The sequence below is a fragment of the Solwaraspora sp. WMMD1047 genome, assembly GCF_029626155.1.
Lineage (GTDB): Bacteria > Actinomycetota > Actinomycetes > Mycobacteriales > Micromonosporaceae > WMMD1047.
Map to the genome: position 1 here is coordinate 4778374 of NZ_JARUBL010000001.1, position 12291 is coordinate 4790664.

General features: G+C 73.0%; 10 protein-coding genes. 5 read left to right on the plus strand and 5 right to left on the minus strand.

Translation table 11 applies throughout. The annotated features are described in order from the left end of the window. Positions 1–17: 17 nt before the first annotated feature. The 3 genes from O7627_RS21675 to mug all read left to right on the plus strand — a co-directional run bounded on the left by O7627_RS21675 (position 18) and on the right by mug (position 2082). Positions 18–590: a TetR/AcrR family transcriptional regulator gene (locus tag O7627_RS21675; protein ID WP_278095331.1), complete on the plus strand. Its 573-nt coding sequence runs from the start codon at positions 18–20 to the stop codon at positions 588–590. 86 nt (positions 591–676) lie between these two features. Then, complete coding sequence (locus O7627_RS21680; RefSeq protein ID WP_278095332.1) at positions 677–1435, plus strand: SDR family oxidoreductase; 759 nt, start codon at positions 677–679, stop codon at positions 1433–1435. Between the two features lie 26 nt (positions 1436–1461). Further along, complete coding sequence (gene mug, locus O7627_RS21685) at positions 1462–2082, plus strand: G/U mismatch-specific DNA glycosylase (protein ID WP_278095333.1); 621 nt, start codon at positions 1462–1464, stop codon at positions 2080–2082. Here mug and O7627_RS21690 read toward each other — a convergent pair. The 4 genes from O7627_RS21690 to O7627_RS21705 all read right to left on the minus strand — a co-directional run bounded on the left by O7627_RS21690 (position 2048) and on the right by O7627_RS21705 (position 6998). Continuing rightward, complete coding sequence (locus O7627_RS21690) at positions 2048–4000, minus strand: ABC transporter ATP-binding protein (protein ID WP_278098369.1); 1953 nt, start codon at positions 3998–4000, stop codon at positions 2048–2050. The genes mug and O7627_RS21690 overlap by 35 nt on opposite strands. 208 nt (positions 4001–4208) lie before the next feature. Further along, a complete protein-coding gene (locus O7627_RS21695; protein ID WP_278095334.1) occupies positions 4209–4976 on the minus strand; it encodes an enoyl-CoA hydratase/isomerase family protein in 768 nt (255 codons plus the stop codon). A 43-nt stretch (positions 4977–5019) separates the two neighbouring features. Next, positions 5020–5247, minus strand: coding sequence for a helix-turn-helix domain-containing protein (locus tag O7627_RS21700; RefSeq protein WP_007462679.1), 228 nt, complete (start codon positions 5245–5247; stop codon positions 5020–5022). A gap of 143 nt (positions 5248–5390) precedes the next feature. Continuing rightward, positions 5391–6998, minus strand: coding sequence for an ABC-F family ATP-binding cassette domain-containing protein (locus tag O7627_RS21705; RefSeq protein WP_278095335.1), 1608 nt, complete (start codon positions 6996–6998; stop codon positions 5391–5393). A gap of 239 nt (positions 6999–7237) precedes the next feature. Here O7627_RS21705 and O7627_RS21710 point away from each other — a divergent pair, with 239 nt between their 5' ends. Then, positions 7238–8143, plus strand: a complete 906-nt coding sequence (locus tag O7627_RS21710; protein WP_278095336.1) for a neutral zinc metallopeptidase — start codon at positions 7238–7240, stop codon at positions 8141–8143. A 227-nt stretch (positions 8144–8370) separates the two neighbouring features. Further along, positions 8371–11622 carry a penicillin acylase family protein gene (locus tag O7627_RS21715; RefSeq protein ID WP_278095337.1) on the plus strand — a complete coding sequence of 1084 codons (3252 nt, stop codon included), beginning with the start codon at positions 8371–8373 and terminating at the stop codon, positions 11620–11622. Positions 11623–11627: 5 nt separating this feature from the next. Here the strand turns inward: O7627_RS21715 and O7627_RS21720 are convergent, their stop codons facing one another. Further along, positions 11628–12263, minus strand: a complete 636-nt coding sequence (locus O7627_RS21720) for a LysE family transporter (protein WP_278095338.1) — start codon at positions 12261–12263, stop codon at positions 11628–11630. Positions 12264–12291: the final 28 nt, after the last annotated feature.

Below are 12291 nucleotides of genomic sequence, written 5' to 3' on the forward strand. Positions count from 1 at the left end.
CCTGTCACGATCGATCCGTGCCCAGAGTAAGTCAGGATCAGCTCGACGCCCGTCGGCAGGAGATCCTCAGCGCGGCGCGGGCCTGCTTCGCCCGGCACGGCTACGAGGGCGCCACGGTCCGCCGGCTGGAGGAGGCGACCGGGCTGTCCCGAGGCGCCATCTTCCACCACTTCCGGGACAAGGACTCGCTCTTCCTCGCCGTCGCCGAGGACGACGCCGCCACGATGGTCTCCACCGTCGCCCGCAACGGCCTGGTCCAGGTGATGCGCGACCTGCTCGCCCGGGCGGTCTCGCCGGACACCACCGGCTGGCTCGGCAGCCAGTTGGAGGTCTCCCGCCGGCTGCGGACCGATCCGGCCTTCGCCGAGCGGTGGGCGCAGCGGTCGGCGGCGATCGCGGAGGCGACCCGGGACCGGCTCGCCCGCCAGCGGGCCGCCGGAGTGTTGCGCGACGACGTCCCGATCGACGTCCTCGCCCAGTTCCTGGAGCTGGCCTACGACGGCCTGGTGCTGCACCTGGCGATGGGCCGGCCCGCCGGTGACCTCGGCCCGGTGCTGGACCTGGTCGAGGAGGCGGTCCGCCGCCCGTGATCCGCCAGGTCGTGCGCCCGGCGACCGTGGGTCCGGCGGACCCGCCCGCGTGGCGCCGGTTCGGGCGGTGCGGCAGGATCGACGGCATGGATCTCGGACTGACCGACCGGGTGTACCTGCTCACCGGCGCCTCGAAAGGGCTGGGCCTGGCGACCGCCCGGTGCCTGGTGGCCGACGGCGCCCGGGTGATCATCTCGGCCCGGGACGCCGACCGGGTGGACGCCGTCGTCGAGGAGCTCGGCGCGGACCGGGCGGCCGGACTGGCCGCCGACCTGACCGACCCGGAGACCCCGCAACGGCTCGTCGACGCCGCACGCGACCGCTTCGGCCGGCTGGACGGCGCGTTGATCTCGGTCGGCGGGCCGCCGCCCGGCACCGCAGCCTCGGTCGGCGACGAGCAGTGGCGGGCGTCGTTCGAGACCGTTTTCCTCGGCTCGGTGCGGACCGCCCGGACGGTCGCCGCCGCGCTGCCCGACGGCGGCGCGATCGCCCTGGTGCTCTCCACCTCGGCCCGCAGCCCGGTCGCCGGGCTCGGCATCTCCAACGGGCTGCGTCCGGGGCTCGCCGGCGTATCCAAGGACATGGCCGACGAGTACGGCCCGCGCGGCGTCCGTTTCGTGGGCCTGCTGCCGGGCCGGATCCTGACCGACCGCAACCTCGAACTCTTCGCTGCCAGCGGTGACCCGGACCGGGCCCGGGCCGAGGCGGAGGCGGCGATCCCGCTGCGCCGGATCGGCGATCCGACGGAGTTCGGCCGGGTGGCCGCGTTCGTCCTCTCCCCCGCCGCCGGCTACCTGACCGGGCTGACCATCCCGGTCGACGGCGGCGCCACCCGGGGACTCTGAGCCCGGTGACCGGCCCCGATCCGGCTATGACGGCTGGGCTACCGACGACTCGACGACCGGCGGCCGGGCTACCGACAACGGGGCGGCCGACGCCGGCGCAGGTGGCCGCCGCTGCCGGCCGGACCATTCCGGACCTCATCGCGCCCGGTCTGCGGGTGCTCTTCTGCGGCATCAACCCCGGGCTCTACTCGGCTGCCACCGGGCACCACTTCGCCCGTCCCGGCAACCGGTTCTGGCCGGCGCTGCACCGGGCCGGGTTCACCCCGCACCAGGTCCGGCCGGCCGACCAGGCCGACCTGCTCACCCATGGGCTGGGCATCACCAATCTGGTCGCCCGGAGCACCGCCCGGGCCGACGAACTGACCGATGACGAGCTGCTGGCCGGCGGGCGGGAGCTGACGGCCAAGGTCCGGCGGTATCGGCCGGAGTGGGTCGCGGTGGTCGGGGTGACCGCGTACCGGACGGCGTTCGGCCGGCGGCAGGCGGTGGTGGGCCGGCAGACCGGCGGGCTCGCCGGCGCCGGGCTCTGGGTGCTGCCGAACCCCAGCGGCCTGAACGCCCACTACACCGCGGACACCCTGGCCGCCGCCTTCGCCGCGCTGCGGATCGCCGTCAGGGCTGCTGGTAGTCGCGGCTCGGCACGGTGACCACCGGCTCCGGGCCGACGGCGTCCACGAACGGGCGCGGCGAGTCGGCGACCGCGAACTGGGTGCGGTAGAGCTCGGCGTAGAGGCCGCCGACCGCGACCAGCTCCTCGTGCCGACCGCGCTCCACGATCCGACCCCGGTCGAGCACCAGGATCTGGTCCGCCTCGCGGACGGTGGAGAGGCGGTGCGCGATCACCAACGCGGTCCGGCCGCTGAGCGCGTTGGCCAACGCCCGCTGCACCGCCGCCTCCGACTCGGAGTCCAGGTGCGCGGTCGCCTCGTCCAGGATGACGATTGACGGCGCCTTGAGCAGCAGCCGGGCGATGGCGATGCGCTGCTTCTCCCCGCCGGAGAAGCGGTAGCCACGCTCACCGACCGCCGTGTTCAGCCCGTCCGGCAGCGACCGGATCAGCTCCTCCACCTGGGCGCCGCGCAGCGCGGCCCAGAGATCGTCGTCGGTCGCGTCGGGCCGGGCGTACCGCAGGTTTTCCGCGATGCTCTCGTGGAACAGGTGGGAATCCTGGGTGACCACACCGATCTCGTCGCGCAGTGACTGCAGGTCGGCGTCGCGCACGTCGACGCCGCCGACCCGGACCGCGCCCTCGGTCACGTCGTAGATCCGGGAGACCAGCATCGAGGTGGTCGTCTTGCCCGCGCCGGACGGCCCGACCAGGGCCACCATCTGCCCCGGCTCGACGGTGAAGGAGACCCCGCGCAGCACCGGCTCGGCGGCGGTCCGGTCCAGGGTCGCCACGTCCTCCAGCGAGGCCAGCGACACCTCCGCCGCCGTCGGGTAGCGGAAGTGCACGTCGTCGAACTCCAACCGGCCGGCGCCGCGCGGCACGGCGACCGGCGCGGCCGGCTCCTCGATGGAGGGACGCAGGTCGAGCACCTCGAAGACCCGGTCGAAGGAGACCAGCGCGCTCATCACGTCGACCCGCACGTTCGACAGCGCGGTGAGCGGTCCGTAGAGCCGGGTCAGCAGCAGCGCCAGGGTGACCACGGTGCCGGCGCTGACCTGCCCGGTCACCGCCAGCCAGCCGCCGAGGCCGTAGGTGAGGGCCTGGGCCAGGGAGGCGACCAGCAGCATCGCCACGAAGAAGGTCCGGGAGTACATCGCCGACTGGATGCCGATGTCGCGGACCCGCTCGGCCCGCTGCTCGAACCGCCGCGCCTCGGCGTCGGGCCGGCCGAAGAGCTTGACCAGCAGCGCGCCGGCCACCCCGAACCGCTCGGTCATGGTGGCGTTCATCTTGGCGTCCAGGTCGTACGACTCGCGGGTGATCTCCGCCAACCGTTTGCCGACCCGCCGGGCCGGAATGATGAAGATCGGCAGGAGAACCAGGGAGAGCGCCGTGATCTGCCAGGAGAGGGTGAACATCACCGCCGCGGTGAGCACCAGCTGGATGACGTTGCTGACCACCCCGGACAGGGTCGAGGTGAAGGCCCGCTGGGCGCCCTGCACGTCGTTGTTCAACCGGCTGACCAGCGCACCGGTCTGGGTACGGGTGAAGAACTGGACCGGCATCCGCTGCACGTGGTCGTAGACCCGGGTCCGCAGGTCGAGGATGATCCCCTCCCCGATCCGGGCCGAGTACCAGCGCTGGACCAGGGAGAGCAGCGCGTCGGCGACGGCCAGGGCGGCGATGAACCAGGCGATCCGGACCACCGTGCCGCCCGCTCCCGGGCCGCCCCGGGTGATCGCGTTGATCACGTCGCCGGCGAGGACCGGCGTCGCCACGCCGATCACCGCGGCCAGCACCACGGTGAGCAGGAAGACCGCGATGTCGCGCCGGTACGGGCGGGCGAAACCCAGGATGCGCCGGCTGGTGCCGCTGCGGACCCGGTGCGAGCCGAGCTCGTCCTGGTTGCGCATGGCGCGCAGCATGCTCCAGCTGGCCATTCCGCCGCCGCCCATCGGGTTGGTCACCCGCCACCTCCATCGCGTCGCCGGACCGTCACCTGTTCATTCTCCGGACGCCTGTGACAACCAGCCGCTGGGCAGCCGAATCGAACGGGCGCGGAGCGCCGGGAGAGGCCCTCGGCGGGCACGACCGGAAAGACACCCGGCACAACCACCGGGAAAGCCCAGATCTTCCCCGCGGTCCTTACCGGGGGCGGCCGGGCTACTCGCCGAGACCCGCCAGATCGCGCAGCCGGCGGGTCTGCGCCTCCCGCTCGGCCCGCTGCTGCTCGGCACTCGATCGGCCGGCGGCGCCGGCCAGCAGTGCCTTGATCTCCACCACCGCGTCGCGGTTACCGGCGAGGACGGCCGCGACCAGATCGGCCACGGCGGCGTCCAGTTCGCCCGGCGCGACCACCGCGGTGGCCAGCCCGAGCCGGTACGCCTCGGCGGCGTCCAGCCGCCGGCCGGTGACGCAGATCTCCAGCGCCCGGGCGTAGCCGACCAGCTCCACGAGCCGACCGGTGCCGGCCAGGTCGGGCACCAGGCCCAGCGTCACCTCGGCCATCGACAGGGTGGCGGAGTCGGCCAGGACCCGCAGGTCACAGGCGAGCGCCAACTGGAACCCGGCGCCGATGGCATGGCCCTGCACGGCGGCGACCGAGATCAGGTCCGGCCGGTGCAGCCAGGTGAAGGCCGCCTGGAACTCGGCGATCCGGTCGGCGCACTCGGCCGGCGGCAACCGGGTCAGCTCGGCGACCGAGCCCGGGCCGGTGCCGGCCGCCACGGCTCGGTCGAGCCCGGCGGAGAAGGCCCGGCCCTCGCCGCGGACGACCACGACCCGCACGTCGCCGGGGAGGTCGCGGGCGAAGTCGCGCATCGCCAACCACATCTGGGGGGTCTGCGCGTTGAGCACGTCGGGCCGGCACAACGTCACTGTCGCGACCGGCCCGTCGCGATCCAACCGCACGCCGACGGGTTCGGTCACCACAGGTTCCGGCGGCGGGTGAGGGCGGAGCGACCTGATGAGCGGGTCACGCCTTCTTGCGGCGGCGGGCGCCACCGCGTTGACGCAACTGGACGCCGGACTCGGTGAGCACCCGGTGGATGAACCCGTACGAACGGCCGGTCGAGGCCGCCAGGGCACGGATGCTCTCGCCGGAGGTGTACCGCTTGACCAGGTCCTTGGCGAGCGTCTGGCGCTCGGCTCCGACGATCCGGCGACCCTTCTCAGTGCTGGTGGCTGTGCCGGTGGCTGCCATGTTGATTCCTCACGTCCCAGACTGTGCGGTTCGATACGGTCCCACCTATTAGACCGCCTCGAACGATCATGCGCTAGATATCAACTCATCGCCAACCGACACGCACAGCGCTGTCGACTTCCCGATCGAGTGATTGCGGAGAATCAGGCGAGCTCCACGAGTTCCAGCAGATCATCACTCCACGCGTCCTCGTCGCCGTCGGGCAGCAATATGGCGCGATCCGGCTTGAGGGCCAGCACCGCGCCGGGATCGTGGGTGACCAGGACGATCGCGCCGGGGTACCGGGCGATCGCGTCCAGGACCTGCTCACGACTGACCGGATCCAGGTTGTTGGTCGGCTCGTCGAGCAGCAGGACGTTGGCACCGGAACAGACCAGGGTGGCAAGTGCCAGTCGGGTCTTCTCGCCACCGGAGAGCACCCCGGCCGGCTTGTCGACATCGTCACCGGAGAACAGAAAGGCGCCCAGAATTCGGCGCAGTTCAGTATCCGACTGCTCAATTGCGGCGCTGCGCATGTGGTCGAGGACGCTACGATCCACATCCAGCGTCTCGTGCTCCTGCGCGTAGTAACCCAGCCGCAGCCCATGGCCCGGACGGACCTCGCCGGTGTCCGGCGGTAGTAGACCACCGAGAATGCGCAGCAACGTGGTCTTGCCGGCCCCGTTGAGGCCGAGAATCGCCACTCGGGAGCCGCGATCCACCGCGACGTTGACGTCGGTGAAGATCTCCAGCGACCCGTACGACTTGGAGAGCCCGTCGGCGGTCAGCGGGGTCTTGCCGCACGGTGCCGGGCTCGGGAACCGCACCTTGGCGACCTTGTCCGCGACCCGGGTCTCGTCCAACCCGGACAGCAGCCGCTCGGCCCGGCGGGCCATGTTCTGCGCCGCGACCGTCTTGGTCGCCTTGGCCCGCATCTTGTCCGCCTGGGTTAGCAGCGCGCCGGCCTTCTTCTCGGCGTTGGCCCGTTCCCGGCGCCGCCGCCGCTCGTCGGTCTCCCGCTGCTCCTGGTACGCCTTCCAGCCGACGTTGTAGACGTCGACCACCGACCGGGTGGCGTCCAGGAACCAGACCTTGTTGACCACGGCCTCCAGCAGGGCCGCGTCGTGGCTGATCACGATGAGCCCGCCCTTGTGCCCGGCGAGGAACCCGCGTAGCCAGGTGATCGAGTCGGCGTCCAGGTGGTTCGTCGGCTCGTCCAGCAGCAGCGTCCCGCCGCCGCCCTCGGCGGCGTCCCGGAACAGGATCCGGGCCAGCTCGATCCGGCGGCGCTGGCCGCCGGAGAGGGTGCCGATGGTCTGGGTGAGCACCCGGTCCGGCAGCCCGAGGTTGGCGCAGATCCGGGCCGCCTCGGCCTCGGCCGCGTAGCCGCCCAGCGAGGCGAACTGGTCCTCCAGGGCGCCGTAGCGGCGGACCAGCCGGTCGTCGCCGCTCTCGCTGGCCAGCCGCTCCTCGATCTCCTTCATCTGCGCCATCAGCCGGTCCAGGCCGCGGGCCGAGAGCACCCGGTCCCGGGCGGTGGTGCCCAGGTCTCCGGTCCGGGGGTCCTGCGGCAGGTAGCCCACGGCGCTGCGGCGCTCGATCTGCCCCGCGTAGGGCTGGCCCTCGCCGGCCAGCACCTTGAGCGTGGTGGTCTTGCCGGCCCCGTTGCGACCGACCAGCCCGATCCGGTCGCCGGGCTGCACCCGCAGGGTGGTGTCGGACAGCAGGATCCGGGCGCCGGCGCGCAGTTCCAGGCCGGTTGCGGTGATCATCTCGTGGGACTCGCTCTCGGGGTCGAAGGCTGACTCAGGGCACACGGAACGGCCGGCGGGCTCGGGGCCCGTCGGCGCGGGGCGGTTCAGCCTTCGCAGCGCAGCACGCCGACAAGTGTACCGGGCGGGGCGGGACCGGCCGGCACGGATTACCAATCAAGATCATCGGGTATCGACTGGCCGTCACCAGACAGGAACTGGCCGCCGGAGAACCGGCCCGCTGACCGATCGGGGTCGTGATGGAGCTCAACGAGAACGCGCGCATCGACACCAGTCAGATTTCCGACCGTCGCGGCTCGGGCGGTGGCGGCCTGGGCGGGCTGCCGATCCCGGGCGGTGGCGGCGGCCTGGCGGGGATCATCGTCACGCTGCTGGCGCTGCTGGTCGGCGGTGGGTTCGGTCTCAACGCGATGACCGGCGGCGGGTCGGAGCAGGGTGACAACGCGGCGCTGGAGCAGCGCTGCGCGGCCGACGACGCGCTCAGCCAGCTCGACTGCCGCAACACGCTCTACGTCAACTCCATCCAGGCCTGGTGGCGGACCGCGCTGCCGGAGCACTTCGGCGAGCAGTACCAGCAGACCGATACGGTCTTCTTCGAGCAGGCGGTCAGCACCGGCTGCGGGCAGGCCGACTCCGGCGTCGGTCCGTTCTACTGCCCGGCCGACCGGCAGGTCTACATCGACCTCTCCTTCTACCAGGTGCTGGCTGACCAGCTCGGCGCCAGCGGGGAATTCGCCCAGCCGTACGTGCTGGCCCACGAGTACGGCCACCACGTGCAGACCCTGCTCGGCACCGAGGCGCAGGTCCGCCGGCAGCAGGAGCGCGACCCGGGCGCCGCCAACGAGCTGTCGGTGATGATGGAGCTGCAGGCCGACTGCTACGCGGGCGCGTGGGCGAAGAACGCCACCGGCACCGCCGACGAGGCCGGCCAGAAGATCTTCACCAGCATCACCGAGCAGGACATCCGGGAGGGGCTGGACACCGCCGCCGCGATCGGCGACGACACCATCCAGGAACGCTCGGGTGGCCAGATCGACGAATCGAAGTTCACCCACGGCAGCGCCGAGCAGCGGCAGGAGTGGTTCAAGCGGGGTTACGACGGCGGCGACCCGACCGCCTGCGACACCTTCGGCTCCGCGCTCTGACGGCGGCAGCGCAGCACCCCGGCACCTCAGCACCCCAGCAGCGGCTCAGCGACCCGGTTCCGGCCCAGCCGGAGCCGGGTCGCCGCTATCCGTTGGCCGCAGGGCCGCCGGCGGATCGAGACAGCTGAGTCTTTCCATGTCCGGTGGCCGGCGGTTACCATCCAGTATCCGAATACTCCTCATGTAATCGGATGCCCGCCGATCTCCACCGCCCCCGGAGGATCGCCATGGCCCACCCCCGCATCGCCGGCCTCTGCGTGGCCGCCCTCCTGATCGGCTCCCCCGCCGTCGTCGCCGGACCAGCCGCCGCCGCGCCGCAGCCGGCGACCCCGGCCGGCCCGGCGGCGGCACCGGCCGTGAACGCCCTCACCCCGAGTGCCTTCGCCGCGAACGACTACTGCCTGGGCGAGTGCTCGGACATCCTGCCGCCCGGCCAGAACGGCAACGCCACCCTGGTCGAGGTCCTCGCCAACCAGGCGTTCGGCACCCTGCCCCGGCACTCCGGCGACCAGCTCGGCCGCTACGCCGACCTCGTCTACGGCTACGCCGGCCTGCGCCCCGACCAGCTCGACACGTTCTTCAACGACGCCTCCTTCGGGGTGTTGCCCGGCCAGGCCGAGCGCGACTACTCGCCCCGGTCGGACGTGCGGATCGTGCGGGACCGGGCCACCGGGACACCGCACATCACCGGCACCACCCGGGCCGGCACCATGTACGGGGCCGGCTACGCCGGCGCCGAGGACCGGCTGTTCACGATGGACCTGCTGCGGCACGTCGGCCGGGGCACGCTCACCCCGTTCGCCGGCGGAGCGCCCGGCAACCGGGCGCTGGAGCAGAGCGTCTGGCGGACCTCGCCGTACACCGAGGCCGACCTGCAGGCCCAGGTGGCGGCGCTGCGCGACCAGGGGGCGCGCGGCCAGCAGCTCTACGCCGACGTGCAGGAGTACATCGCCGGCGTCAACGCCTACATCCGCACCTGCATGGCGAACCGGAACTGCCCCGGCGAGTACGTGCTGACCGGTCACCTGGACGCGATCACGAACGCCGGCGGGCCGGAGGAGTTCCAGCTGACCGACCTGATCGCCATCGCCGGCGTGGTCGGTGGCCTGTTCGGCGGCGGGGGCGGCACCGAGATGCAGTCCGCGCTGGTGCGGATCGCCGCCCGGGCGAAGTACGGCACCGCCGAGGGCGACCGGGTCTGGGCCGGGTTCCGCGCCGAGAACGACCCGGAGGCGGTGCTCACCCTGCACGACGGGCAGAGTTTCCCGTACGGCGCGGCCCCGCCGGACGCGGCGAGCGTGGTGCTGCCGGACGCCGGAACGGCCCGGGTGGAACCGGTGGTCACCGACCAGACCGGCTCGGCCACCAGCGCCGCCGGTGGACCCTCGGAGCTGGCCGCGGCGTTGTCCGGGCTCACCGTCACCCCGGCCAGCCGGGGCATGTCGAACGCGGCGGTCGTCTCGGCCGCGCACTCCGCGACCGGCCACCCGATCGCGGTCTTCGGACCGCAGACCGGGTACTTCTCCCCGCAGCTGCTGATGGTCCAGGAGCTGCAGGGGCCGGGGATCAGCGCCCGGGGCGCCGCGTTCGCCGGGCTCAACCTCTACGTGCTGCTCGGTCGCGGCCAGGACTACGCGTGGAGCGCGACCTCGTCCATCCACGACATCACCGACACCTACGCCGTGCCGCTCTGCACCACCGACGGCAGCGCCCCGACGCTGGCCAGCAACCGGTACCTGTACCGGGGCCAGTGCCTGGCGATGGAGGAGCTGTCGCACGTCAACCGCTGGCGGCCGACGGTGGCCGACGGCACCGCCGCCGGGTCGTACCGGATGGTGGCCTGGCGGACCAACCTCGGTCTGGTCGGCTGGCGGGCGACGGTGGCCGGCCGCCCGCACGCCTTCACCCAGCTCCGGTCCACCTACCGGCACGAGGCCGACTCGGCGATCGGCTTCCAGCTGTTCAACGACCCGGCGGCGATGGGCTCGGCGGCGGACTTCGTCGCCTCGGCGGCGAACGTCGAGTACGCGTTCAACTGGTTCTACGTCAACTCGACCGAGTCGGCGTACTTCAACTCCGGGCTCAACCCGGTCCGGGCCGCGGGCGCGGATCCGAACCTGCCGATGCGGGCCGAGCCGGCGTACGAGTGGCAGGGTTTTGACCCGGCGACGAACACCGCGAGTTACGCCCCGCTGGCCAGCCACCCCCGGTCGGTGGACCAGGACTACTACGTGAGCTGGAACAACAAGGCGGCCCGGGACTTCGGGGCGGCCGACGGCAACTTCAGCTTCGGCGCGGTGCACCGCGGCGACCTGCTGGACCGGCCGCTGCGGACCGCGCTGGCGGCCGGGCAGAAGTTCGACCGGGCCTCGCTGACCGCGCTGGTGCAGCGGGCCGGCCTGACCGATCTGCGCGGCGTCGAGGTGCTCGACGAGCTGATCCGGGTGCTGGCGAGCCAGCCGGTCGGCGACGCCGAGCTGGCCGCCACGGTGGCCCGGCTGACGGCGTGGCGGCAGGCCGGCGCGCTGCGGGTGGAGACCGCCCGGGGTTCGAAGGTCTACCAGCACTCCGAGGCGATCCGGGTGTTCGACGCCTGGTGGCCGCTGCTGGTCGCGGGGATGTTCAAGGCGCCGCTCGGTGCCGACCTGTACCAGGCGCTGGTGAACGCCCTGCAGATCAACGAGTCGCCGTCCGGGCACCAGCGCGGCGACGTGTCGAACCTGCCGAGTTCGGCGAACGAGGCGCAGGCGCACAAGGGATCGTCGTTCCAGTACGGCTGGTGGGGGTACGTGGACAAGGATCTGCGCGCGGTGCTCGGCGACCCGGTCCGGGGCGGCCTCGGCCGGACGTTCTGCGGCGGCGGCGAGCTGGCCGGCTGCCGGCAGGTTCTGCTCGACACGCTGCGCGCGGCGGTGGCGACGCCGGCGAGCCAGGTCTATCCGGGCGACGACACCTGCGCGGCCGGCGACCAGTGGTGCGCCGACGCCATCGTGCAGTCCCCGCTCGGCGGTATCCGGCACGCCACCATCGCCTGGCAGAACCGCCCCACCTACCAGCAGGTGGTCTCGTTCCCGGCGGCCCGCGGCGACGACCTGACCAACCTGGCCGCCGGCCGGCCGGTCACCGCCTCCAGCAGCCAGCTCGGCAACGGCGCCGCCCGGGCGGTGGACGGTGACCTCGGCACGCGGTGGGCGAGTTCCTGGTCGGACAACCAGTCACTCACCGTCGATCTCGGCACGGTCCGGCCGGTCGGTCGGGCGGTGCTGACCTGGGAGGCGGCGTACGCCCGGTCCTACCGGGTGGAGGTCTCCACCGACGGGGTCGGCTGGCGGCCGGTCTGGTCCACCACCGCCGGCGACGGCGGCACCGACAACGTCACGTTCCCGGCCACCCCGGCCCGCTACCTGCGGATGCAGGGCCTGACCCGGGCCACGTCGTACGGCTTCTCGTTGTGGGAGCTGCGGGTGTACGCCCACTGAGGGGCTCAGCCCAGCAGCAGGTGTACCGCGAGGACCGCGATCAGCGCGCTGGACGCCAGCGCGGTGCCGAGCCGGCCGCGGGGACCGGCGAGCAGCCGGCCGACCAGCCGGCCGCCGCCGGCGATCAGCAGTTGCCAGCTCGCCGAGGCGAGAAAGGCGCCGGCCGCGAAGAGGGCCGCGCCCGCCGGGCCGGGTCGGCCCGCGGACTGGCGCCCGATGACGAGGGCCGCGAAGTAGACGATTGTCATCGGGTTGAGCAGGGTGAGCGCGGTGAGCCCGGCGAACGCCCGGCCCGGCCGGTCCAGGCCGGCGGCGGAGCGGGCCGGGGTGGCCGGGTCGCGGTGCCGCCGCCAGGCACCGACGACGGTCCAGACGGCCAGCCCGAGCAGTACCACCGCGGCGATCCGCCGCAGTGGGCCGGCCGCCGGTTCGACGACGCCGGCCAGCGCGGCGCCGCCGGCGACCGCGAGCACCGCGTAGAGGCCGTCCGCGGTGGCCACCCCGAGGGCCGCGGCGGCGCCGACCCGAAATGACGTACGGGCCGCCAGGCCCATGATGAGGATGGCGATCGCGCCCACCGGAATGGCGACACCGTAACCGGCGAGCAGGCCGGCGAGGAAGGCGGCGGACGGCTCGGTCATTGGCGCATCGTGCCGCCGGCTGCGGGCC

Bases quoted from the DNA above. Each gene is read 5' to 3' on its own strand.
- O7627_RS21680 (WP_278095332.1), top strand. From the start codon at position 677: ATGGATCTCGGACTGACCGACCGGGTGTACCTGCTCACCGGCGCCTCG.
- mug (WP_278095333.1), top strand. From the start codon at position 1,462: ATGACGGCTGGGCTACCGACGACTCGACGACCGGCGGCCGGGCTACCG.
- O7627_RS21690 (WP_278098369.1), bottom strand. From the start codon at position 4,000: ATGGGCGGCGGCGGAATGGCCAGCTGGAGCATGCTGCGCGCCATGCGC.
- O7627_RS21700 (WP_007462679.1), bottom strand. From the start codon at position 5,247: ATGGCAGCCACCGGCACAGCCACCAGCACTGAGAAGGGTCGCCGGATC.
- O7627_RS21705 (WP_278095335.1), bottom strand. From the start codon at position 6,998: ATGATCACCGCAACCGGCCTGGAACTGCGCGCCGGCGCCCGGATCCTG.
- O7627_RS21710 (WP_278095336.1), top strand. From the start codon at position 7,238: ATGGAGCTCAACGAGAACGCGCGCATCGACACCAGTCAGATTTCCGAC.
- O7627_RS21715 (WP_278095337.1), top strand. From the start codon at position 8,371: ATGGCCCACCCCCGCATCGCCGGCCTCTGCGTGGCCGCCCTCCTGATC.
- O7627_RS21720 (WP_278095338.1), bottom strand. From the start codon at position 12,263: ATGACCGAGCCGTCCGCCGCCTTCCTCGCCGGCCTGCTCGCCGGTTAC.